This is a genomic window from Micromonospora sp. bgisy143, assembly GCF_057708145.1.
In genome coordinates, this window is record NZ_JBYIRN010000043.1 from 12,800 (window position 1) to 36,423 (window position 23,624).

20 protein-coding genes are annotated in these 23,624 nt (G+C 73.0%); 12 read left to right on the top strand and 8 right to left on the bottom strand.

All coding sequences use genetic code 11. The features are described from left to right. Positions 1-127 precede the first annotated feature (127 nt). Positions 128-1,099 carry a DNA polymerase domain-containing protein gene (locus tag AC3EN4_RS30300; protein ID WP_422740201.1) on the top strand — a complete coding sequence of 324 codons (972 nt, stop codon included), beginning with the start codon at positions 128-130 and terminating at the stop codon, positions 1,097-1,099. Positions 1,100-1,114: 15 nt separating this feature from the next. Here AC3EN4_RS30300 and AC3EN4_RS30305 read toward each other — a convergent pair whose 3' ends face one another. Beyond that, the gene (locus tag AC3EN4_RS30305; RefSeq protein ID WP_435209837.1) at positions 1,115-1,558 is read right to left on the bottom strand and encodes an Lrp/AsnC family transcriptional regulator; all 444 of its coding nucleotides are present in this window, start codon (positions 1,556-1,558) and stop codon (positions 1,115-1,117) included. Positions 1,559-1,727: 169 nt separating this feature from the next. Between AC3EN4_RS30305 and pdhA the strand changes: the two genes are divergently transcribed. From pdhA to AC3EN4_RS30325, 4 genes are all read left to right on the top strand, one after another. Then, the gene (pdhA, locus tag AC3EN4_RS30310; RefSeq protein WP_435209811.1) at positions 1,728-2,894 is read left to right on the top strand and encodes a pyruvate dehydrogenase (acetyl-transferring) E1 component subunit alpha; all 1,167 of its coding nucleotides are present in this window, start codon (positions 1,728-1,730) and stop codon (positions 2,892-2,894) included. Beyond that, positions 2,891-3,895 carry an alpha-ketoacid dehydrogenase subunit beta gene (locus tag AC3EN4_RS30315; protein ID WP_422740704.1) on the top strand — a complete coding sequence of 335 codons (1,005 nt, stop codon included), beginning with the start codon at positions 2,891-2,893 and terminating at the stop codon, positions 3,893-3,895. Before pdhA ends, AC3EN4_RS30315 begins: the two co-directional genes overlap by 4 nt. Beyond that, positions 3,892-5,310: a dihydrolipoamide acetyltransferase family protein gene (locus AC3EN4_RS30320; RefSeq protein ID WP_435209813.1), complete on the top strand. Its 1,419-nt coding sequence runs from the start codon at positions 3,892-3,894 to the stop codon at positions 5,308-5,310. The genes AC3EN4_RS30315 and AC3EN4_RS30320 overlap by 4 nt, the downstream gene beginning before the upstream one ends. A 138-nt stretch (positions 5,311-5,448) precedes the next feature. Beyond that, a complete protein-coding gene (locus tag AC3EN4_RS30325) occupies positions 5,449-7,128 on the top strand; it encodes a right-handed parallel beta-helix repeat-containing protein (RefSeq protein WP_435209839.1) in 1,680 nt (559 codons plus the stop codon). Between the two features lie 60 nt (positions 7,129-7,188). Here the strand turns inward: AC3EN4_RS30325 and AC3EN4_RS30330 are convergent, their stop codons facing one another. Then, positions 7,189-9,285, bottom strand: a complete 2,097-nt coding sequence (locus AC3EN4_RS30330) for a PQQ-dependent sugar dehydrogenase (protein ID WP_435209815.1) — start codon at positions 9,283-9,285, stop codon at positions 7,189-7,191. A 20-nt stretch (positions 9,286-9,305) separates the two neighbouring features. Next, entirely contained in the window at positions 9,306-10,280 is a 975-nt protein-coding gene (locus AC3EN4_RS30335) for a sugar phosphate isomerase/epimerase family protein (protein ID WP_435209817.1), read from the bottom strand. 880 nt (positions 10,281-11,160) lie between these two features. Here AC3EN4_RS30335 and AC3EN4_RS30340 point away from each other — a divergent pair. Continuing rightward, on the top strand, positions 11,161-12,429 hold the full coding sequence (locus tag AC3EN4_RS30340; RefSeq protein WP_422740206.1) for a L,D-transpeptidase: 1,269 nt from the start codon (positions 11,161-11,163) through the stop codon (positions 12,427-12,429). 123 nt (positions 12,430-12,552) lie between these two features. Here the strand turns inward: AC3EN4_RS30340 and AC3EN4_RS30345 are convergent, their stop codons facing one another. Further along, positions 12,553-13,569 carry an SMP-30/gluconolactonase/LRE family protein gene (locus AC3EN4_RS30345; RefSeq protein ID WP_435209818.1) on the bottom strand — a complete coding sequence of 339 codons (1,017 nt, stop codon included), beginning with the start codon at positions 13,567-13,569 and terminating at the stop codon, positions 12,553-12,555. A gap of 189 nt (positions 13,570-13,758) precedes the next feature. Here AC3EN4_RS30345 and AC3EN4_RS30350 point away from each other — a divergent pair, with 189 nt between their 5' ends. Continuing rightward, a complete protein-coding gene (locus tag AC3EN4_RS30350) occupies positions 13,759-14,181 on the top strand; it encodes an STAS domain-containing protein (protein ID WP_435209820.1) in 423 nt (140 codons plus the stop codon). Between the two features lie 99 nt (positions 14,182-14,280). Here AC3EN4_RS30350 and AC3EN4_RS30355 read toward each other — a convergent pair whose 3' ends face one another. Continuing rightward, positions 14,281-14,673 carry an FKBP-type peptidyl-prolyl cis-trans isomerase gene (locus tag AC3EN4_RS30355; protein WP_435209822.1) on the bottom strand — a complete coding sequence of 131 codons (393 nt, stop codon included), beginning with the start codon at positions 14,671-14,673 and terminating at the stop codon, positions 14,281-14,283. Between the two features lie 147 nt (positions 14,674-14,820). Continuing rightward, complete coding sequence (locus AC3EN4_RS30360) at positions 14,821-15,378, bottom strand: hypothetical protein (protein WP_435209824.1); 558 nt, start codon at positions 15,376-15,378, stop codon at positions 14,821-14,823. A 192-nt stretch (positions 15,379-15,570) separates the two neighbouring features. On the opposite strand from AC3EN4_RS30360, the gene AC3EN4_RS30365 reads away from it, so the two are divergent. Further along, complete coding sequence (locus AC3EN4_RS30365) at positions 15,571-16,260, top strand: CBS domain-containing protein (protein WP_435209826.1); 690 nt, start codon at positions 15,571-15,573, stop codon at positions 16,258-16,260. 144 nt (positions 16,261-16,404) lie between these two features. Beyond that, entirely contained in the window at positions 16,405-17,358 is a 954-nt protein-coding gene (locus AC3EN4_RS30370; RefSeq protein ID WP_435209827.1) for a TerC family protein, read from the top strand. Between the two features lie 16 nt (positions 17,359-17,374). Here AC3EN4_RS30370 and AC3EN4_RS30375 read toward each other — a convergent pair whose 3' ends face one another. Beyond that, positions 17,375-17,935: a hypothetical protein gene (locus AC3EN4_RS30375; protein WP_435209829.1), complete on the bottom strand. Its 561-nt coding sequence runs from the start codon at positions 17,933-17,935 to the stop codon at positions 17,375-17,377. Continuing rightward, positions 17,932-19,002 (bottom strand): Asp23/Gls24 family envelope stress response protein, encoded by a 1,071-nt coding sequence (locus AC3EN4_RS30380; RefSeq protein ID WP_435209831.1) that lies wholly within the window; start codon positions 19,000-19,002, stop codon positions 17,932-17,934. Before AC3EN4_RS30380 ends, AC3EN4_RS30375 begins: the two co-directional genes overlap by 4 nt. A gap of 173 nt (positions 19,003-19,175) precedes the next feature. On the opposite strand from AC3EN4_RS30380, the gene AC3EN4_RS30385 reads away from it, so the two are divergent. From AC3EN4_RS30385 to AC3EN4_RS30395, 3 genes are all read left to right on the top strand, one after another. After that, positions 19,176-21,002, top strand: a complete 1,827-nt coding sequence (locus tag AC3EN4_RS30385) for an Ig-like domain-containing protein (protein WP_435209833.1) — start codon at positions 19,176-19,178, stop codon at positions 21,000-21,002. A 107-nt stretch (positions 21,003-21,109) separates the two neighbouring features. Next, positions 21,110-21,976: a PDDEXK family nuclease gene (locus tag AC3EN4_RS30390; protein WP_435209835.1), complete on the top strand. Its 867-nt coding sequence runs from the start codon at positions 21,110-21,112 to the stop codon at positions 21,974-21,976. A 290-nt stretch (positions 21,977-22,266) separates the two neighbouring features. After that, positions 22,267-23,565 (top strand): hypothetical protein, encoded by a 1,299-nt coding sequence (locus tag AC3EN4_RS30395; RefSeq protein WP_435209836.1) that lies wholly within the window; start codon positions 22,267-22,269, stop codon positions 23,563-23,565. The last annotated feature ends 59 nt before the right edge of the window (positions 23,566-23,624 follow it).

Genomic DNA, 23,624 nt, shown 5'->3' on the forward strand with positions numbered 1-23,624 from the left:
GCGAGCGAGGTGCCGACCGACCTGATCGAGGCCGAACAGACCGGCGGTCCGGCCGCGCAGCAGCACGCCACGCTGGCCACCGGCCGGTAGCCCACCGGCTCCGCCGTCACGTCGTACCCTCGGGGGCGTGGCCACGGCGGCGGAGGAGATCCGGGTGGGGGAGCGGCTGGTCCGCGTCTCCAGCCCCGACAAGCCGTACTTCCCGGAACGCGGGCTGACCAAGCTGGACGTGGTCCGCTACTTCCTGGCGGTCGGCGACGGCATCCTGCGGGCGCTGCGCGACCGGCCGACCATGCTGGAACGGTGGCCGCGTGGCGTCTTCGAGGGCGCGACGATCGCGACCCGGCAGACCAACCGGGGGGACGCCTTCTACCAGAAGCGGCTGCCGGCGGGCGCGCCCGAGTGGGTGCGCACCGCCCACATCACCTTCCCCAGCGGCCGGACCGCCGACGAGGTCGCGCCGAGCGAGCTGGCCGTGGTGATCTGGGCGGCCAACCTGGGCACCCTGCGCTTTCATCCGTGGCCGGTGTCCGCCCGTGACGTGGAGCGGCCGGACCAGTTGCGCATCGACCTCGACCCGCTGCCCGGCGTCGGCTTCGAGCAGGTGGTGCCGGTGGCCCGGGAGGTGAACGCGTTCCTCGCCGAGCTGGGCATGACCGGCTACCCGAAGACCACCGGTGGGCGGGGTCTGCACGTGTACCTGTCGATCGAGCCCCGGTGGAGCTTCGGCGAGTGCCGCCGGGCGGTGCTCGCGCTGGGGCGCGAGATGCAGCGCCGGCTGCCGGAACTGGTCACCACGACCTGGTGGCGGGACCAGCGGGACCGGCCGGTCTTCGTCGACTACAACCAGATGTCCCGCGACCACACCATGGCGTCGGCGTACTCGATCCGGCCGACGCCCCGGGCGTTGGTGTCGGCGCCGTTGGACTGGGCGGAGCTGGACGACGCCCGTCCGGAGGATTTCGACGTGCTCACCGTGCCGGCCCGGTTCGCCGAGCGCGGCGACCCGCACGCCGGCCTGGACGGTGACCGGCACTCGCTGGAGCCTTTGCTGGAGCTGGCCGACCGCGAGGGCCTGGAGGCGCCGCCGGAGCGGTGAACCGCCGCGGCCGGCCTACCGCCACGGGCTCTGCGTCCCTTCGAACTCCTCAAAGACCAGCCACGACCGGGTCGACAGCACCCCGGCGATGCGCTGCACCCGGTCGAGCACGACGTCCCGTAGGGCGGCGTTGTCCGGTGCCCGGACCAGAGCCAGCACGTCGTGCTCGCCGCTGAGCAGCGCGACGTGCTCGACGTAGCGCACCTGGGCCAGCTCGGCCGACACCTCCCGCCAGGTGTTCTGCTCGATCGTCAAGGCCATGTACGCCGAGGTGCCCAGCCCGGCCGCCTCGGGCGCGACCTGGGCCCGGAAACCCGTGATCACGCCGTCGCGCACCAGGCGCTCGACCCGGGCGTACGCGTTGGTGCGCGAGATGTGGATCCGCTCGGCGAGGGTGCGCACCGAGGTCCGCCCGTCGCGGACCAGCTCGGCCAGGATCCGCCGGTCGACCTCGTCCATGGCTCGGGCCGATCGTCCCGCTCCGGGCGTCCGGCCCTCCTCGTCTTCGGTCTCCTGGCTCACCGATCTGTCTCCCACATGCCAAACGTCCCGCCTTCTTCGTGGATCTTGAGTCAATCATCCGTCAGGCGGAAGCATAGGCTCACCACACGTCCCAGGAGGTCCCGCCGTGACGACCACACCCCAGGCGGTCCGCAGGGCATCCCCGCGCGCCCGTCGGACGGTCACCCCGCCCGACCCGGCGCGTCCGCTGCTGCCGGCCGCCGACCCGGTCCGCCTGCTCGACGAGACCGGCACGCCGTTGCCGGCCCGCACCGACTATCCGGAGCCGCCCGTCGAGGCGCTGCGCGAGTTGTACCGCCGGATGGTGCTCGGCCGCCGGTTCGACACCCAGGCGACCGCGCTGACCAAGCAGGGCCGCCTCGCCGTCTACCCGTCGTCCCGGGGCCAGGAGGCGTGCCAGGTGGCCGCCACCCTCGCCGTCCGGGACACCGACTGGGTGTTCCCCACCTACCGCGAATCGATGGCGCTGGTTGCCCGGGGCATCGATCCGGTCGAGGTACTCACCCTGCTGCGCGGCGACTGGCACTGCGGCTACGACCCGACCGAGGTACGCACGGCACCGCAGTGCACCCCGCTCGCGACCCAGTGCGTGCACGCCGCCGGTCTCGCCCACGGCGAGGCGTACCAGGGGCGCGACACCGTGGCGCTGGCCTTCATCGGCGACGGCGCGACCAGCGAGGGCGACTTCCACGAGGGCGTCAACTTCGCCGCCGTGTTCAAAGCGCCGGTCGTCTACTTCGTGCAGAACAACAGGTACGCCATCAGCGTCCCGCTGTCCCGGCAGACCGCCGCGCCGTCGCTGGCGTACAAGGGCGTCGGCTACGGCGTACCCAGCGAGCAGGTCGACGGCAACGACCCGGTCGCCGTGCTCGCCGTGCTCACCCGCGCCGTCGCGCACGCCCGCGCCGGCAACGGGCCGTTCCTGGTGGAGGCACACACCTACCGGATGGAACCGCACACCAACGCCGACGACGCCAGCCGCTACCGCGACGGCGCCGAGGTCGACGCCTGGCGCGACCGGGACCCGGTCGCCCGCCTCGAGACGTACCTGCGCGCCCGTGGGGTGCTCGACGACGCGGCGGTCGCCGAGATCGCCGAGCAGGCCGAGGCGTACGCGGCGGACCTGCGGACCCGGATGAACAGCCAGCCCACGGTCGACCCGCTGAGCCTGTTCGACCACGTCTACGCCGAGCCCACCCCGCAGCTCGTCGAGCAGCGCGAGCAGGTCCGCGCCGAGCTGGCCGCCGCCCGCGACGAGGAGGGTGACGCCTGATGGCCACCACCATGGCGAAGGCCCTCAACACCGCCCTCGCCGACGCGCTCGCCGCCGACGACAAGGTCGTCGTCTTCGGTGAGGACGTCGGCCAGCTCGGCGGCGTCTTCCGGATCACCGACGGCCTGCAGGCCCGCTTCGGCGAGGACCGCTGCTTCGACACGCCGCTGGCCGAGGCCGGCATCGTCGGCTTCGCCGTCGGCCTGGCCATGTCCGGGCTGCGGCCGGTCGTCGAGATGCAGTTCGACGCGTTCGCGTACCCGGCGTTCGAGCAGATCGCCTCGCATGTGGCGAAGCTGCGCAACCGCACCCGGGGCGCGCTCAGCGTGCCGATCGTCATCCGGGTGCCGTACGCGGGCGGGATCGGCGGCGTGGAGCACCACTGCGACTCGTCCGAGGCGTACTACGCGCACACCCCGGGCCTCAAGGTGGTCACCCCGGCGACCGTCGACGACGCGTACTCGCTGCTGCGTGAGGCGATCGACGACCCCGACCCGGTGGTCTTCATGGAGCCGAAGAAGCTCTACTTCGCCAGCGCCGACGCGGACCTGCCGACGCGGACCGCGCCGTTCGGCCGGGCCGTCGTGCGCCGGCCCGGCCGTGACGCCACCCTCGTGGCGTACGGGCCGGCGGTGCCGGTCGCCCTGGAGGCCGCCGAGGCCGCCCGCGAGGAGGGCTGGGACCTGGAGGTCGTCGACGTACGCACCATCGTGCCGTTCGACGACGCCACCATCACCGCGTCGGTCCGCCGGACCGGCCGGTGCGTGGTCATCCAGGAGGCCCCCGGGTTCGCGGGTGTCGGCGCGGAGATCGCCGCCCGGGTGCAGGAGCGCTGCTTCCACGCGCTGCACGCCCCGGTGCTGCGCGTCGCCGGGCTGGACATCCCCTACCCGGCGCCGATGCTGGAGCACACCCACCTGCCCGGCGTGGACCGGGTCCTGGACGCGGTCGCCCGCCTCCAGTGGGACGACCAGCCGGATGCGCGTTGGGCGGCGGCATGACCACCGTCGAGCGCACGCAGGTCTTCCTTCTGCCCGACCTGGGCGAAGGGCTGAGCGAGGCCGAGATCGTCGAGTGGCGGGTCGCCGTCGGTGACGTCGTCGAGGTGGACCAGAGCGTGGTCGAGGTGGAGACCGCCAAGGCGGTCGTCGACGTGCCCTGCCCGTACGCCGGACGGGTCGTGGCCCTGCACGGCGCGGCCGGCGAGGTACGCCCGGTCGGCCAGCCGTTGATCACCATCGCGCCGCTGGACGGCGGCGACGAGCCCGCCGGGCACGCCACCTACCGCGAGGAGGAGCGGGCCGGTTCCGGCAACGTCCTGATCGGGTACGGCACCGGCCACGGCGGCGCCACCCGGCGTCGACGTCGACCCCGGCTGGCCCTCGCCCCCGAGCCGACCGACTCCGCTGCGCCGGATGCCGCCGCGGCGGTCGTCGACCCGGCCGACGCCGGGGCGCAGGGTGCCACCCGGGTCGCGCCCGGTTCGGCCGGCGTTGCCCGGTCCGACGGGGGCACACCGACCGGTACCTCGTCGTCCGCCCTGGTCATCTCGCCGATCGTGCGCCGGTTGGCCCGCGAGCGCGGCGTCGACCTCGCCACCGTGCGGGGCACCGGGCCCGGCGGCGTGATCCGTCGCGCCGACGTGGAGGCCGCGCTCACCGCGCCCGCCGCCCGGCTCGCCGCCGTGCCCGACGCGCACGTCGCCCTGGCCCCGGCCGGGGACGGCGACGTGATCGTCCCGCTCACCGGCGTCCGCAAGGCCATCGCCGACAAGCTCTCCCGCAGCCGGCGGGAGATCCCCGAGGTGACCATCTGGGTCGACGTGGACGCCACCGGGCTGCTGGAGACCCGGGCGGCGATCAACGCGGCGACGCCCGACGCCCCGGTGAGCATCCTGGCCCTGCTGGCCCGGATCTGCCTCAGCGGCCTGCGCCGGTACCCGCAGCTCAACGCCCGCGTGGACACCGAGGGCCAGCGGATCGTCCAGTCCGCCGGCGTGCACCTGGGGATCGCCGCGCAGACCGACCGGGGCCTGCTGGTGCCGGTGCTGCGGGACGCCCAGCGGCTCAGCACCGCCGAACTGGCCGCCGCGCTGGCGGAGACCACCGCGGCGGCCCGGGCCGGTACGCTCGCGCCGGCCCGGCTCACCGGCGGCACCTTCACCCTGAACAACTACGGGGTGTTCGGCGTGGACGGCTCCACGCCGATCATCAACCATCCCGAGGCGGCGCTGCTCGGGGTGGGGCGGATCGTGGACAAGCCGTGGGTGGTCGACGGGCAGTTGGCCGTCCGCAAGGTCACCCAGTTGAGTCTCACGTTCGACCACCGGGTCTGCGACGGTGGGGTGGCCGGCGGCTTCCTGCGGCACGTCGCCGACTGCGTGGAGCGGCCGGCGCTGCTGATCGCTGCCGTCTGACGCGTACCCGCCGGGCCCCGGCGCCGCCCGCGCGGCGTCGGGGCCCGGCGCGTGCCCCCGGGGTTTCCCGGCGGTGTCACCGGGAAGTCGGCCCCGCCGGTACGCGCCGGACGCGTCGAAGGGAGCCGACAGGTGGGCGTGGCGAACGAGCTGCTACTCAACTCGATCCGGGTTCGGCGGCCCGCCGCGGCCGGCGCGCCGCTCTACTGCGACGCCCGGGAGTACGGCCTGACCGGTGACGGCGCGACCAACGACCAGCCGGCCCTGGCCGCCCTCGTGGACCGCCTCGGGGAGGGGTACGCCTCGGACGGCCGGGCCCGCGTCATCTACTGCCCGCCGGGCATCTACTCGATCCGGGACGCCGGAACGGTGTGGCGCAGCGGCGTCTCGCTGATCGGCGCCGGCCCGGCGGCGACCCGGTTCATGCTCAGCAACGAGGGCAACCGCGCCGACCCGACCCCGCTGGCCTTCTGGACCACCGTGCAGCACGGCGCGGACCGGGACCGCCACATCGCCGACTGCACCTTCGCCGACTTCCAGATCGACGGCTCCGGCGTCGCGATGGCCGAGTACAGCTACCTCGCCAAGGGCCTCGGTCTGCAGTACGTCGTGCGCGGCGTGTTCCGCAACCTCTACATCCACCACACCGCCGCCACCGGGCTGGGCTGCGACTTCCTCCAGGACTCCCTCATCGACGGCGTGGTGGTGGTCGGCTGCGGCCGGCTGGACAACGGCGAGCAGATCGGCGGCGCCGGGATCGGTGTGGGCATCGGCGGGTGGGGCGCGGTGGAACGCCTGACCATCGCGAACTGCACCACCCTGGCCAACGGCACCAACGGCATCTTCCTCGAACTGCAGAAGGACTACTGGCCGCCGCCGCGCGGCTACCGCATCGTCGGCTGCCACAGCCAGGGCAACCGGTTCGGCATCTCCGACTGGGGCGCCGACGGTCTGATCGTCTCCGCCTGCACGATGGTCGGCAACCTGGAGGCGGGCTTCGACATCTCCGCCATGGGCACCGCCGGGGTGGCCGGGCGCGGCGGGCTGGTCGCCGACTGCGTCATCGACGGCAACATCCGCGACGGGGTCAGCGTCGGCAACACCCCGGGCCCGTACACCATCCGGGGGAACCGGATCAGCGGCAACGGTCAGCACGGCTACCACGCGCACGACCTCGGCCGGGGCTACCAGGGCCCGGTGCGGGACGTGGTGATCGAGAGCAACGACTTCTGGGGCAACGGACTGGACGCCATCCGGATCGACCACCAGATGACCGACGCGGTGCTGCTCAACAACCGGATCCGTAACAACGGACGGCAGTACGCGGAGGCCGCCAGCGGCAGCGGCGAGACCGTCCGCTACTCCGAACGGTCGGTGGTGGACCGGTCCGCGAACTGGCCGCACGACGGTCACCGGGGCAAGGTCCTGCGGGTGGGGCGGGCCGTGGCCATGGTCGCCGCGAACACCGGTGACGAACTGACCCTCGCCCCGGTGCGTCCCGACGGCATCAGCGCGTGGAGTGGGGACATACCGCCTCCGGGCTGCGGGTACGAGCTGTCCGCCGCGCCCGAGCGGCGGGCCGGCATCACCATCGACGCGGCGTTCGACTCGGCCACCATCCGTGGTAACCGGGTCTGGGACAACCACGACGATCGGACCCAGACCCACGGTCTGTGGATCACCGGGCGGGGAAGCTGCGTGGACTGCCGGGTCGAGGACAACGACCTGGCCGGCAACGCCGAGGACGGGATGTGCCTGGACACCCCGCCGGTGGGTGGACGGTGGCGCGACAACCACGTCGACAGCGACTGGGAATGAACGCCGAGGCGGCGGCGACCGGAACGTTCTCCGGTCGCCGCCGCTGGTGTGGTGGGCCCGTCAGCCGGCCAGGCCGGCCACCGGGGTGGGATCGAGCACGACCGTCGCCGAGGCGGTCTGCGGCGGCACACCGGGCTCCGTCGGCGCGTCGGTGTACTCCGCGACGAAGACGGCGGTCAGGTTGTCCGCGCCGCTGTGCCCGCCGTCCACGAAGGTCGGGATGGTGCCGGAGCACCCGGTCGTCGTGGAGAGCGGGTGCCCGTGCTCGTCGTGGCCGAGCACGTAGGTGACCTTCACCCGGGAGCAGTCCACCGGCAGGTCGTCGGTGACCTTGACCTCGTACGCCACCGTCTGGCCGAACTGGAAGGGCTGCCCGGCCACCGGGGCGACGAACTCGACGACCGGCGCGGTCGGCCCGACCAGCAGCGGCAGGGTCGCGGCCGCCGACCGTCCGGTGCGGTCGGTCACCTTCAGCGTCGGCGTGTACGAGCCGTTCTCCTGGAACGTCCACGACGGATTCGCCTCGGTGCTGTCCACCGAGCCGTCCGCGTCGAAGTCCCACGCGTAGCTCAGCTTGTCACCGTCCGGGTCGGTGGTACCGGCGCTGGAGAACGCCACGGTCAGCGGGGCCTGCCCGACCGTCGGGGTACCGCTGATCTTCGGGATCGGCGTCCGGTTGCCGCGGACGAAGTCGATCCGGGAGAGCTGGGCGTCCGGGTTCTCGGCGAAGTAGCCGTCGCCGTACTCCAGCACGTAGAGCGCGCCGTCCGGGCCGAACTCCATGTCCATCGGGTTGTCCACCACGATCGACGGCGCCACCGGCCGGATGTCCGTGACGTCGCCGTCGGTGTCGAGGCGGAACTCCTTGATGTAGTCGCGGCTCCACTCGTAGAACAGCGGCACCCCGTCGTAGTAGGCCGGCCACCGGGTACGCGACGTGCTGGTCCCGTCGTAGTCGTACGCCGGGCCACCCATCGGGGCGATGCCGCCGGTGCCGAGCTGCGGGAACTCGGCCGAGGCGGCGGCCGCGTACCAGACCTGCGGGGCCTCGACCGGCGGCAGTTGCCGCTTGCCGGTGTTGTGCGGTGAGTCGTTCACCGGGCGCTTGCAGTTGAACTTCGGACCGGACTCGCCGGTGGCGAAGTCGTAGTCGCGGTAGGCGATCGTCGGCGTCACGCAGTACGGCCAGCCGTAGTTCGCCGGCTTGTCGACCACCATCCACCGACCGTGCCCGGCTGGCCCGCGCTCCGGGTTGGCCGTGGACGCGTCGGGGGAGTAGTCGCCCAGGTACACGTTGTCAGTACGCCTGTCGACCACGAACCGGAACGCGTTACGCAGCCCCATCGCGTAGATCTCCGGCCGGGTCTTCGCCGTGCCCGGCTTGAACAGGTTGCCGGCCGGCACCGTGTAACCGCCGCCGGGCTTCACCTTGATGCGCAGCAGCTTGCCGCGCAGGTCGTTGGTGTTGGCCGCGGTGCGCTGCGCGTCGTACGCCGGGTTGCGGTCGGCCCGCTCGTCGATCGGGACGTAGCCGTCGGAGGCGAACGGGTTGGTGTCGTCACCTGTCGACAGGTACAGGTTGCCCTTGCTGTCGAAGTCGATCTGGCCGCCGACGTGGCAGCAGATGCCCCGGTCGGTCGGCACGTCGATGATCTGCTGCTCGCTGGCGAGGTTGAGCTTCATCCCCTCCAGCTTGAAGCGGGACAGCCGCAGCGCGCCCCGGAACCGCTGCCAGTCCGCCTCGGTGCCGACCAGCGGGGCGTCCCCCTCGTTGACGTCCGGCGTGGCCGGGTCGTCCACGGGCGTGTCCAGGGGCGGGGAGTAGTAGAGGTACACCCACTTGTTCTGGGCGAAGTTCGGGTCGATGGCGATGCCCTGCAACCCCTCCTCGTCGTGCTGGTACACGTCGATGTCGGCGGCGAGGGTGTTCAGCCCGGTACGGGGGTCGTGGATGCGGACCTCGCCGGTCCGGGAGGTGTGCAGCACCCGCAGGTCGGGCAGGACGGCGAGGCTCATCGGCTCGCCCGGGAAGTCGTTGAGCGTCACCTTCTGGAAGCTGCTGTCCGGTGGCGGGGCCGGCGCGGCGGTCGCCGTCGTCGGCGCGGCCAGCCCGGCGGTCACCAGCAGCAGGGCGGACGCGAGTGCGGTCCGGTTCATCTGGTAGCCCTTCACGATGCTCAGTACCGGAGTGCGGCGAGGTAGTCGAAGCCGACCCGGGCGGTGTCGAGGGCATCGGCGGGCACCCGCGGCGAGGTGCCCGCGTCGTCGCGCTCCACGATGTACTCCTCGATGCCCGCCTCCCGCTCGTGGGCGAAGATGCGGCCGAAGTCGATGACACCGTCGCCGAGGTCGGCGAAGCCACCCTCGACGTCCAGGTCCTTGACGTGCACCTGACGGATCCGTCCCCGGTTCTCCCGGATCACGTCGACCGGGTCGTGCGCGCCGCGCCAGGTCCAGTACAGGTCCAGCTCGAAGTGGACCAGCCGAGGATCGGTCTGGCTGGTGAGGATCTCGAAGCCGGTCGAGCCGTCGGTCAGCGGCACGAACTCCAGCTGGTGGTTGTGGTAGCCGAAGTCGAGGCCGGCCCGCTCGGCGAGCCGACCGGCCTGGTTGAGGTCCCGAGCCAGGGCACGGTAGATGGCCGGGTCCCGGTACGGGCGGCCCTCGGCGTCCCGACCGAAGTACGGGTGGACGATCTTCTTGCAGCCCAGCGTGTTGGCGTCGGCGAGAGCGCGTTCCCAGGCGGCGGCATCGAACGGTTGCGGGATGCCGGTGTGCCCGGAGGTAGCGCGCAGCCCGGCGGCGTCGAGTGCGGCGCGGAACTCCGCGGCCGTACGTCCGACGAAGCCGGCGTGCTCCACCCGCCGGTAGCCGATGCGACGCAGGGCGGCGAGGGTGCCCGGCAGGTCGGCGGCGAGCTGGTCGCGCAGGGTGTAGAGCTGGATGCTGATGCGGTCCACCGGCACCCGACGCCGCCCGTGGGACTGGCCCGCGGCGGCGGTGTCACCGGCGGGCGCCGCGCTGGCCGGGCCGGCGAGAATCCCGGCGGCGCCGACGGCGGCGGCGGAGACGGTCGCGGCACGGAGCAGTCCGCGCCGGCTGACCGGCTCGGAGGTCACGGTCGGCTCCGAGCGGTTGGCCTGGTGATCCATGGTGGTGGTTCCTTCCTGACGGATGGCGTGCCGTCGGCAGCGGTCAACCGGCCGTCCGGACCGGGGCGCGCCGAACCGGCCGGAGGCGTGCTCCGGCGGGACGGTGAGGTTGGCGCGTTATGCGCGGTCGGTGACCCGGCGGGTGGACCGCGGCCGACCCCGGCAAGGGCGGCAGGCAGGCTGATCGACGAATGGGCAACCCTCTATCTGGAACGCGACCCTACCCTTGACTCCGGACAAAGGCAAAGCTCCCTCGCGATCAGCAGAAGTTTCGCTCCACCTGACAAAAGTCCGCCCACCAGGTGCGCGACGGCGGACTCCACACCCCACCCGCCGCGCCGATCTTGCACTTTCTGCGCCGACATACCGGGACATTCCGCCCCTAACGACAACCGAAAGTGCAAGATCGGCGGGGGAGGGGGCGGGGACCTCGCGTTTTGTCCTGCTTGTTCCGTGCGCCCGGGGGCGGGCTCGTCAAGATCTGCGCAACTTCGGGGATGTTGCTGTGTCCTGCGCCGCGGAGGCAGCAACATCGGGGAAGTTGCGCGGATCTTGCCCGCCCAGCCCCGCCCAGCCCCGCCGCCCAGCCCCGCCCAGCCCTCGCCCAGCCCTGCCCGGCCTGCCGGGCTCTTGTGCCTGCTGTGGGAGTCGTGCGATCGGGGAGATAGGTGGCGTCGGGGTCGGACCGGACGTTGCGGGTCGGTGCGCATGCGGACGGGCGGAGGTGCGCACAGCCGGCAGTGGTGCGCTTTTTCGACAACCGGCGCAGTGCGGGAAAATGTGCCGATAAATGCGCGCGCGATTATCTCCGAATGCCTGAATGCTCCTGTCGAGGCGACCAGAATGTGACCGAGGGAAGCCGAAAACGGGGGGACTGAACATGACGTCTAGGCGGCGATTGACGCTGTTGGCGGTAACTATCGCAGCCGCACCGCTCGTGCTGGGCGGGTGCACCGTCGGCCGGGACTCGGCGGCCGGGCCGGCGAAGGGACACGCCGCGCCGCCGGAACTCACCGTCACACCGGGCGACAAGACCCGCGACGTACCGGTCAGCGCCGAGGTCGGCACGGTGGTCAAGGGTGGACGGGTCACCGCCGTCCGACTCACCGACGACAAGGGCGCGCAGGTCAAGGCGGAGCCGCGCGAGGACGGCTCGGGTTGGGTGCCGAGCGCGCCGCTGCAACCTCGGCGCACGTACACCGCGGAGGTGACGGCGACCGGCGACTCGGGCGCGACGACGACCCGGACCACCACGTTCACCACCATGGCCGCGTCCACGAAACCGCAGGTCACCAGCACGCTCTATTTCGTCGGCAACCGGACGTACGGCACCGCCATGCCGGTGACCGTCGCGTTCGACCCGGCAATTCCGAAAGAGGCCAGGGCGGATGTGCAACGTCGATTGTTCGTGAAGACGAATCCGCCGCAGCCGGGCACCTGGTCGTGGCTGGACGACGGAAGTCAGGTCTATTACCGGGCGCCTGATTTCTGGCGGCCGGGGACGACTGTCAGCGTCCGGGCGGGCCTCCAGGGCCTGCCGATCGGCAAGAACCTGGTGGGGGACGCCGAGCGGACGGCGACGTCGAAGATCGGCAAGCAGGTCTCGTTGGAGATCGACAACGCCACGAAGCAGATGTCGGTGCTGCGCGACGGCAAGCTGATCCGCCGCATCCCGGTCAGCCTGGGCAAGCCGAGCACGCCGAGTTCCAGCGGCAAGATGGTGATCATGGAGAAGCACGAGCGGACCACCTTCGACACCCGGGGTGAGCCGAACGGCGGCTACGTGGTCGACGTCGACGACGCCCAGCGGCTTACCTGGGGCGGCGAGTTCATCCACTCGGCCCCCTGGTCGGAGGGCGAGCAGGGCTACACCAACACCTCGCACGGCTGCGCGAACGTCTCCGCCACGGCCGCGGACTGGCTGATGGGGGTGACCCAGGTCGGCGACCTGGTCACCGTCAAGGGCACCGAGGTCGAGTTGCAGCCCGGCAACGGCTGGACGGCGTGGAACGTGAGCTGGGACGAGTTCGTCAAGGGCAGCGCGCTACCGGTGCCGCCGGGTCTCAAGCCCGCGCCGGTCGCCCCGGCCCACCCGGGCGCGGTCGCCGGCGGGTCACCCGCCCCGGCGCCCTCGGTGAGCGGTCGCTGACACGCCCGCGCGGGCCGGTCCACCCCACCCGGTGGGCCGGCCCGCCCACGCCCCGGGGCGGGCCCACCCGCCCGCGTCGGGGTCGGGCGTCGCCGAGGGCGCGGCCCGGGCGCCCGACCTTTTTCACCCCAGGGGTACGCGGGCCACGCCCGACCCGGTCAGGCTGCCCAGCCAGAGCTGGTCGCCGTGCTGTCGTACCCCGGTGATCATCGAGTAGCGCCCGGTCGGGCCGTGCAGCGTACGACGGACCGTGCCCTCGCCGTCGACCAGCGCGACCAGCCCGTAGCGGCGTGGCTGCGGCTGCAGGGCGTCGGGCAGCAGCGCGGCGAGCTGGCGCAGCCGCGGGTACGGCAGCAGCCGTTCGGCGATCGGCACGCGGGGACTGGGCAGAGCGATCCAGTACGTCCCGTCGCCCACCGCGCAGAGATTGTCCGGGTACGCGGGCAGGTCGGCGAGTACCCGCACCCCGCGGCCCAGCTCGACGCGGAGCAGCCGGTGGGTGGTGGTCTCCACCAGCATCAGCGCCGACTCGTCGGGCGTCAGCGCGATCCCGTTCGGAAAGTACAGCCCCTCGGTCACCACCTCGGTACGCCCACTGCCCGGGTGGTGGGCCAGCACGCGACCGTTGGGGCGGTGCTCCAGCAGGTCCCGTTTCCAGTGCGAGACCGGAAACCGGTCCGACGAGTCGGTGAAGAAGACGGTGCCGTCGCGGGCCACGGTCGCGTTGTTCGCCAGGTGCACGGGCGGCGCCGTCCCGGTCAGCTCGCGGACCGCCCCGTCCGGCGTGACCCGCAGCAACCCCCGGTACGCGTCGCAGACCACCAGAGCCTCCCCGGACGGGTCCAGCTCGATGCCGAGCGGCCGGCCGCCGGTCTCGGCCAGCAGCCGTCCCCGGGTGCCGGCCGGCGCGTCCACCGGCCACCACCAGAGGTTGCCGTCCTCGTCGCCGCTGACGACCCGACCGGTCGGGTCGACGAGTACGTCCTCGGGCCCGACGGCGCCCTCGGGCAGGGGCAGGAGTTCGACCTGGTCGAGGCGGCGGTCGGTGGCAGCCCACACGCCGCGCAGCGGAGGCGGAACGGTGGCCGGTTCGCGGACCGGCCGGATCAGCCGGGGCGGCCGGGGTCGGGGGATCACCATCGGCTCATTCTCCAACGCCGATCTGCGGCCTACCCGGTGCGGCGCGCCACCGGCCGTTCGGCCGATCCGGAGGGCCCTGGCCTGCGCCTTCAGGCGGATGGGGGGAACCCTGGGGGATGACCCTGGACGTACCCGGAATCACTCCCCGGACGGGCGAAACTGTCGGTGGTGGCGGCTAGATTTCAGGGCATGGGAGAGCGCAGCGACCGGATCGACGTGCAGGTCAGCGTGGGTGACCAGGTGGTCCAGGTGCGGGTGGCCGGCGAGGTCGACATCGCGACGGTGGCCGCGTTCCGGTCCGCGTTGTGGTCCGTGCCGGTGCGCCCGGTGGTCCAGCTCGAGTTGTCCGGGCTGCGGCTGCTCTCGGCCGCCGGGGTGCGGGCCCTGCTGGCGGCGCATCTGCGCGTCCGGGCGCGGGGCGGCGAGCTGGTGGTGGTCGACCCGACGCCGGTGGTGGCCCGCGTGTTGCGCGCCACCGGTCTGCACCGGGTGATGCCGATCCTCGAGCCGGCCCGGGTGGTCGAGGCCGCCCGCCGTGGGGCGCCCGCCGATCTGGTCGCGTCCGTCCGCCGTCCGCCGGCCGCGGCCGGTGACCTGGTGCTGGCGGCCTGACCCGACCGGGCGATCCGTCCGAAGAGGGCGGCCGGACGTCGACTCGGACAGGGACAGGGGCCGTCCCGCGTCGCGCCGGACGGCCCCTGTCCCTGTCGATCAGCGCACGCCGAGCAGGTCGACGATGAAGATCAGCGTCTCGCCCGGCTTGATGACGCCGGCGGCGCCGCGGTCGCCGTAGCCCAGGTGCGGCGGGATGGTGAGACGACGACGGCCGCCGACGCGCATCCCGGCCACGCCCTGGTCCCAGCCGGCGATGACCTGGCCGCCGCCGAGCGGGAACTCGAACGCCTCGCCCCGGTTCCAGGACGAGTCGAACTCGCCGCCGGTGGAGTGCGACACGCCGACGTAGTGGACGCTCACCAGTTGGCCGGGCTCGGCCTGCGGGCCGTCGCCCACGGTGATGTCCTCGGTCACGAGGTCGGCCGGCGGCGTACCCTCGATCGGACCCACCTCGGGCTTGCCCGATCGGGCGCCTGCTGCCTGGTTCATGCGGGATCTCCTGCCGTGTCGTGGTGATGTCTGCGGTCACCGTCGATCCTGCCGGATCGCCGGTGACCGATGGCGGCACACCCCGAACCCGGCGCACACGACGGTGGCGGGCGTCACCCGGAGGTGACGCCCGCCAGGCGGGGATGCTCACCGCAGCCAGGGCGCCTGCCGGACGATCGGCAGCCTCGCCCACACCTTCCCGAGGCCCAGGGTGTCACCGGCGTTGAGCAGCGCCAGGACGGCGAGCACCGCGGCGTAGATCAGGTGGTCGTCCATGAAGAGGTTGTTCTCCGGAGGCAGGACGGCGGTCCACATGAGGACCAGCAGCAGCCCGCCGGTGACGGCCGCGACCCGCATGCCGACACCGAGCAGCAGCGCGATGCCGATCCCGGCGAGGCCGGCCATGAACAGCCAGTCCGCCCAGGCGGCGCCGGCGATGTTCGTGTACACGTCCTTGAACGGGCCGGCGACCCCGAAGGTGAGGAAGCCCTTGGTGGGGCTGCCCCCGTTGATCCAGGCGTTCTTCGACTCGGTCTCGTGGCCGAGGCCGAACAGCTTGTCGAGGAAAGCCCAGAGGAAGATCCAGCCGAGCGCCAGCCGGGTGCCCGCCAGGACGTACCGGGCGGCCCTCTTCCGGGTGGTGCCGGCCGCCGGAGCGGTGGTCTCGGCGGTGGTCCGCTCGATCGTCGCGGTCATGGTGTCCACGTCCCTTCTCAGCCTCGCACCGCGCTTCCCGGTGGCATCTCCATTGGACGCCCGGTGGGCGGCCCGGCAGCAGGGTCGACCGGACCGCACCGGCCCGGGACCTTGGACCCCAGTTGGCCCGGCCGACGGACCCTGAGCACGGCCGCCGTCCGGCCGTAGCGTCGGGAGTGCAGGTACGAGAGGGAGGCCGTGATGAGGACCTGGCAGGTGGGTGACGTGATGACCCGGGAGGTCGTGACCGTGACGGCCACGACGCCGTACCGGGAGATCGTCGACGTGCTGCTGCGCCGTGGCGTCAGCGCCGTTCCGGTGATCGACGGGTTCCGCCGGGTGCTGGGTGTGGTGTCCGAGGCGGACCTGCTGCATCGGATCGAGCATGCCGGCGAGCCGGCGCAACGACGGATCTTCGAAAGCCGTCGTCGCCGTGGCGCCCGGGGCAAGAGCGAGGCGTTGCTGGCCGGCGACCTGATGACCGCGCCCGCGGTGACCACCGGGCCGGACGCGCCGCTCTCCGCCGCCGCGCGGCTGATGGACCACGAGCAGGTCAAGCGGCTGCCGGTGCTGGACGACCTGGGCCGGCTGATCGGCATCGTGAGCCGCGCCGACCTGCTGCGGGTGCACCTGCGGTCGGATGCCGAGATCCGCGAGGACGTGGTCCAGGAGGTGCTGCGCCGGGTACTGGCCGTGCGGGACGGCCTGGTGACGGTCGAGGTCCGGCACGGTGCGGTCACGCTGGCCGGCCGGCTGGATCGGCGCTCCGCCGTCGACCTGGCCGGTCGGCTGGCCGGCCAGGTCAGCGGCGTCGTGCAGGTGATCAACGCGATCGCCTACGAGGCCGACGACACGGCCGCCGATCCGGGCCAGTTCATGCCCGTCGCCTGAGCGGCCCGGCCGCCCTGCCGGTCTGGCCCGCGACCGGGGCCTTGACCGGCGGGTGCGCTTCGCCGGAGCGCCGACGGCCGGTGCGTCGTTCGCATAGGCTCGGGGAGCGCCGGCCGGCCGACAGCGGGCGGTGCGCCGTGGTCGATGCGGGGGGCACCGGTGGCGGAGGCGACGGTCGCGGTGCCGCCGTGGGCGTGGGCGGCGGTCGGCGGTCTGCTCGCCCTGCTGCTCACGGTCGACGTGGTGGCCCACCGTGACAACCACGTCATCGAGCTGCGCGAGGCGCTGCTCTGGAGCGGGGTCTGGGTCGGCGCGGGCCTGCTGTTCGGGTTGGTCGTCTGGTGGGGGTTGGGTGGCGACCCGGCCATCGCGTACTTCTCCGGCTATCTGCTGGAGAAGGCGCTCTCGGCCGACAACGTGTTCGTCTTCGCTCTGCTCTTCGGCTATTTCCGGGTGCCACCGGGCTACCAGCACAAGGTGCTGTTCTGGGGCGTCGTCGGGGCGCTGACCTTCCGGCTGTTGTTCATCCTCGCCGGCGCGGAGCTGTTGGCCCGGCTCACCTGGGCCGGGTTCGTGCTCGGCGGGTTCCTGGTGTGGACCGGCTGGCGGTTGGCCGTACGCGGCAAGCCGGACGTCGACCCGGAGCGCAACCTGGCGGTGCGGCTGTTCCGCCGGGTGGTGCCGACCGACGCCCGGTACCACGGGGACCGCTTCACCGCCCGGGTCGGCGGGCGACGCGTGGCGACCCTGCTGCTGGTGGCGCTGATCGCCATCGAGGCCACCGACGTGGCCTTCGCCGTCGACTCGGTGGCGGCGATCCTCGCCATCACCACCACCACGTTCCTGGTCTGGACGGCCACCGCGTTCGCCGTGCTCGGGCTGCGGAGCCTCTACTTCTGCCTCGCCGGTCTGCTGCGGCACTTCGGTCACCTGCGCTACGGACTGGCGCTGCTGCTCGCGTTCGCGGGGGTGAAGCTGATCCTGGCCGAGACGCCGGTCGGCAAGCTGCCGGTGTGGTTGACCCTCGCCGTGGTGGTGCTCACCCTGGCGGTCTCCATCTCGTCGAGCGTCGTGGCCGGCCGTCGGGCCGGGCGCTGACCGGCGTACGCCTGGCTCAGGGCCGGTCCGGCTCGATCCGGGCCGTCACGTCGAGGTGCGCGGGTTCGCAGCCGGCCGTCATGGCGAACCTGCGGACGGCGGCGTGGACGTGCTCGCGGACCCGCGCGGCGGGGGCGTCGCCGGTCAGGTCCACCTGGACCCACACGTCGGGTCGTGGTGGCGCGCCGGTGAGCACGACCCGGGCGCGGCGTACCCCGGCCGCCCGGACCAGGTCGCGCTCCAGCGCGCGTACGAGCACCTCGGTGGAGAGCCGAGTGCGACCGGGACGGTTCCCGGCATGGCTCAGCATGCCCCGCAGGGGCCGGTCGGGTCGGCGTACCGTCCGGTGCAGCAGGCGCTGGCCGGCGACGGCGGTCAGCAGCCCGGCCACCACTGCCGCCAGGGTGCTCCAGGGCGTCGCCAGCCGCCACGCGTCGACCAGGCCGTCGCCGAGCAGGACCGGGTCGGGGTCGCCGCCCGCCAGCGCGCCGGCGCCGATCGCCAGCGCGGTCGCCCCACCGGCCACCAGCAGCAGCGCGACGATCGTCCACAGCAGGCGGTGTGCGGCGTCGGTCATGCCGGCCGCCGGGCGGGCAGCAGTCGGATCTCGACACGGTCGACACGCGGCCGGGCGAGCCGGCGCAGCTCCTGGCGCACGGCGAACTCGACCTCGGCGCGGGCCGCCGGGTCGCCGGTGGCGTGCAGCCGGGGCCGCCACCGGTCACCGTGGCGTCGGATGCGCACCCTCGTGCGGCGTACGCCCGGCACGGTGTCCACCGCCTCGGTCAGTCGACGTTCCACGCACCGTCGGCGCAGGTGCCAGCCGTCGCCTTCGTCGACCCGCAGCCGGACCGGCGTCCACCGGCGCAGTTGAGCGGCGAGGACGACGAGGCCCAGCAGGATGGCGGCGCCGGCCGCCACCCGGACGCCCGGATCGGCCCAGCGGGTGCCGGTCAGCGTCTCGTACCAGCCGGGGCGGACGAGCCGCGGCGTCGGGACACCGAGCGTCACCAGCAGCGCCTGCGCGGCCAGCAGGGCGCCACCGGCCAGCAGGGCGACACCCAGCAGGAGTGAGGCCACCCGGTTGACGGTCGCCATGGTCAGCTCTCCCCGGGTGGTCGGGGGGCGGGGAGCGGCCTGGTCCGAGCCGGGCACCACGAGATCCCGCACCGTGATCGTCACCGCGACGACGGTGTGGCCGGTGTCGGCGTACACCCGGTCGGCGACCGCGCGCCGGACCGCGTCGGCGACGGCGGGCACGCTGTGCCCGTACTCGGTGATGAGGTCGAGGTCGAGGCCCACGGCCCGGTCGTCCACGCGGACGGTGACCGGGCGGACGTCGCAGATGCCCGGCACCCGGCCGGCGGCGGCGACGGCGCTCCGACCGATCTCCGCTGCCGCGCCCCTGTCGCGGCGTGGTGGTGCGGCGCCGGACAGCGCGCCCCCGACCGGCGTCGCAGGGGTGGGAGTGGGTCGCCCGGGAAGCCGGTGGTGTCGTCCCGCCCGACCGTCGGTCGGTCGACGGCGGATGGTCGGCTCGCCGGCCGGTCGCGGGTGCCGGGGCCGGCGGGGATGGCCTGCCTCGCGTCGGCGGGGACGCGGCCCGCTCGCGGCGAGGGTGCCGAACCGCAGCTGTCGCGACATGCTCCGACCTCCCAGCCGATCCGCCTTCGGCGACCCCGCTGGATACACCCCGACAGGCTGACTGGAACGCGACGGCGGCGTGATGTGGGTCACAGGAGGTTGGCGAGCGCTGGCGTGGTCCGGTGTCCGTTGGCAGGCTTCTACAACGTTGTAATACGTGCCCGCGGCACGACATGGCCGTCACCCGGGGTTACTGGGAGCGGCTGCCCGAGGCGGTACGCCGGCACCTGCCCTGCCCGGTGGTGGATCGGCTGGAGCCGATCCGTCAGAAGCACACCATCGAGGGTCTGGTCATGGGGCCGCCGAGTAGGGCCCCGGCCTTGACGTCCGGCGTCGACCGGGACACGATCCCAGTGACGAACATCGATGACGGGGGTCGTGTGATGAGGAATCGGGTCGTCCCGCTGGCCGTCGCGGCGCTCATCGCCGTCGCGGGTGCTCTCGCAGTGGTCCTCCCGGCCTCCGCCGCCAGTGGGTGCGCGGCGCAGCTCGTGATCAATACCCGGCACCCGTCGATCCTGCGTGGCGAGCTCAGGGTGCACAGTGCCGGTCAGTCGCTCGCGGAGTGGACGCTGCGGTTCCCGCTGCGATACCCGACCGAGCAGGTCAAGAACGTCGACGGCGTGCGCTGGGAGCAACACGGCGGGCAGGTCACGATCCGTAACCTGCCCGGTGTCACGCTGCCGGCCGACCGGACGGTGTCCTTCCCGTACGTCATGACGCACGGGGTGGTCTGGACCGACCAGCCGCAGGACTTCACGCTCAACGGCATCACCTGCACCACCGCCGTGCCCGCGCCTCCGCCTCCGTCGACCCCACCGCCGACCTCGCCGAGTCCGACGCCGAGCGGTTCACCCAGCCCCACCCCCGACCCGAACCGCCCGTCGGTGCGGATCACGAAGCCCGAGGATGGTGACCACTTCTTCGCCCCGGCCACCATCACGGTGCAAGCCGCCGCCACGGCCGCGCCCGGCCGACGGATCACCCGCGTCGAGTTCTTCGGCTGGGGCAACGGGTCGGACACCATCTCGCTCGGCACCGACACGACCGCGCCGTACACCGCCCGGTGGCGTGACCTGTCGGCCGGCTTCTACGGCGTGTACGCCCGGGCGTACGACGACCAGGGCGCGACGGGGACCAGCAACGCAAGCGGCTGGGTACGCGTGTTGACACCGGGCGAGGAGCGGCAGGCCCCGTACGTCAGCGTGGTCCGCGACCAACTCTGGGGCATCTCCCCGGTCATCGACACGGCGGCGCCCCGACCCTTGACGCCACTCGTGCGCACCGGGGCGGAGGCCCGTTGCGTGCAGGGGCGGGGCATCTGGGACGGCCCGGTCGACGCCGCTGCCGTGGCCCGGCTCGTCGCCCGCGACGTGCAGGCGGTGTACCTCCCGCTCAACGAGGCATGCTGGCTCGGCCTGTCGTACGTGGACACCCGCTACGGCGGCGAGCCGTACCGGCAGGAAGTCGTCGCGTACACGCAACGGTTGACGGCGGCCGGCATCACGCCCATCGTCGCCCTGGCGTGGAGCCACGGCCGCTACACCGGCCCGGGGGCGGCCTGCCGGGACGAACGTGCCGTCTGCGCCAAGCCGATGCCCGACGCCGCGTACGCCATCGACTTCTGGCAGAGCGTCGGTCAGACCCTCGGCACCGAGGCGGTGGTGTACGACCTGTTCGCGGCCCCGTACCCGGATCGGGCCATCGCCGACCCGGAGCTGGCCTGGACGTGCTGGCGCTGGGGCGACGAGGCGTGCGCCGCGCTCGGCTATCCGACGGTCGGCATGCTGCAGTTGCTGGCCGCGCTCCGGACGGGATCCCCCGGCGTGGCGCTCGCCAGTGGCCTGGACGGCGGCACCGACCTGTCCCAGTGGGCCGCGTCCGTGCCGGACGACTGGTATTACAACGTCGCGGCGGCGTGGCGGCCGGCCGTACCCGGGGACTGCCACCCGCCGACCCTGCCGCAGGCGCCGGTCGTCGCCACGGCGGTCTGCCGGTAGCGGACCCGGGCGCGGCGCTCCGGTGACGGGCGGGCCGCGCCGCCGGACCGGGTGGCCGACCGCCTAGACTCGGCGCGGTTCGACCGACCGGCGGATGGATCAGGCAGATGACGAGCAGCGACGACCGCGGCTGGCTGCGGGCGTTGCCCGCCGATGGTGGACGCGACGCGCTGTTCAGCCGCGCCGGCCACCGGGTGTACGGGCCGCGCCGGCTCAGCGAACTGGTGCAGGGACGCCCGCCGGGAGTCACCGGCAGCCAGTGGGGCTCGGCCAGCCGGACCGCGTTCGACCTGGTGGTCTGCGCGGCCGACACGCACCGTCCGGTGGTCGCCGTGACGATCGGGCCGGTCCCGCTGCCCGGCTCGGCCGAGCAGCGCGCCGAGCGACTCACCGACGCCGTGAGCGCGGCCGTCGGCCTGCCCGTGCTGCGCATCGGGTCGCCGACGCTGCGGGCCGCCGAGCACGGCCGGCGCCTGATCGAGTACGTGCTCGACGCGCGCGCCTACGCCTCCGGCGGCACCGGCGACGAGCCCGCCCCGGTGGGCTTCCGCGACATCCTCGGCCGACTCCCCGACGGGCGGACCGGCCCGGTGAACGACCTCGGCGCGTTGGCACGGGCGGCGGCCGTCGAGGCGTACGTGGCCGGGCAGCTCGCCGACCCGATCGTGCGCGGGCTGCACGTGCACTGGACCGACGGCCCGGCGCAGGGGTGGAGCTGGGTCCAGCCGCGCCTGGACAGCTGTCTCGTCGAGCGGGTGTCGATCACGGCGCGGCGCTTCTCCTGCGGCGTGGACCCGGCCCGGCTCGCCGAGGACCTCGCCACCGTCGCGATCGGCGAACGGCTGCGCGCCGCCCGGTCGGACGGTCCGGATCTGCTCGCGCGCGTGGACCTCACCGCCGAGATCGCCGCGCTGAGCCGGCGGCGTGACGAGCTGGTGGGCGGTTTCGCCTTCGATCACCTCTGCGCGGACTGACCGTCACTGTCCGTCGCTGGACGCTGCTCCGCACCCGATCCGATCGGTGCGGAGCATTTTTCTGTGCGTGGGTTGAACCTTCCCCGCCGTCGTCCCGTACTCCTGCGCGAATGAAGAGGATCTCCCCAACCGCGTCGACCGGGCGCGGGCGACGGTGCGGAAAGGGCATCGTCGGCCATCGACACGTTACCGGGTAGGTCGCGGTGGCCGCCGCCATGGCGTGCCATCTCACATCCGTCGGTCCGCCGAGGGCAGGAATCCACTACCGGATCGAGAAGGAGAGCAATTCGATGCGCAGGTCCACTCGGGCGCGCCGGTCACCCGGCATCGCGCGGAGCAAGCGTCTGCTGGCCGTTGTCGGCACGCTGGTGGTCTTCGGTGGAGTAGTCGCCGTCACCCAGATTTCGTCGGCCCAGGACCGGCGGACGAACAAGCCGCGGCCCGCCGCCGGGCAATGCGTGGAACCGAGCCCGGGCTCGACCGCGCCGAGCGGCACCTCGACCAGCCGTACGTGGCAGAACGGTCGGTGGGTGCGCAACCACTGGGGTGACGGTCAGGAATCGGTGGCGGAGTGCGAGGACGGCAAGGACGGCACGGTCGGCACCGGCTCGGCCATCGCCTGTCCGGATGTCCTGTCGAAGCTGCCGCAGGTGCCCGAGCGGGCGCGCGCCGAGGTCGACCGTAACCTCGCGCAGCTGCAGAGCCAGATCGCCGAGGCCGACCGCCGGCTCGCCGCCGAGGGCAACAAGGGTCAGGGGTTTATCAACAACGCGATTCTGCGGCCGTTGGCCGACAAGCGTAAGGCGGTGCTGGACCGGATCACGACCGCCATCGACCGGGTCGGGCCGCGTCCGCAGGGGCTGGCGCAACTCGCCCAGTGCCAGGTGCAGCCGACCGGCAACAACAACGGTGGCGGCAACAATGGCGGAAACACCGGCGGTGGTACCAACAACGGTGGGAACACCGGTGGCGGTAACAACAACGGTGGGAACACCGGCGGCGGCAACAACGGTGGGAACAACGGCGGCAACGCTCCCGGCGCGGGCCTCGGCGTCCTGGCCAACAACTGCGACGAGAGCAGGTTGGAGCCGCACAACGGTTTCCAGCTCGGCAACCGCTGTGTCAGCACCGAGTTCGGTGAGGTCGGCGCCGCCGCCAACAACCCGTCGCTGCTGATCACCCAGTTCCCGCAGCAGGTCGGCCGCAACCAGCCCTTCACCCTGCGGGTCAGCACCAAGAACCTGGTGCGGGACCGGTTCCTGGCCGCCGGCCAGGGTGGCTACTACGTGGAGAGCTCGCTGCTCAACGACCAGGGCCTGGTGCGGGGTCACTTCCACACCGCCTGCCGGATGCTGGACAGCCTGACCGCGCCGCCCGAGCCGCAGGAGGTGCCGGCGTTCTTCGTCGCCACCGAGGACGGCCGCGGTGGCGCCCAGCCGGACGAGGTGACCATCCAGATTCCGGGTCTGCCCGAGTCGGGCACCGCCCAGTGCTCGGTCTGGGCCGGCGACGGCTCGCACCGGCTGCCCATGATGGAGCGGGCGAACCAGACCCCGGCGTTCGACTCGATCCGCATCACCGTCAACTGATCAGCGGCCGGCCACCCGGGCGGACAGCACCCGGGTGGCCGGCCGCGCACACCGCGAAG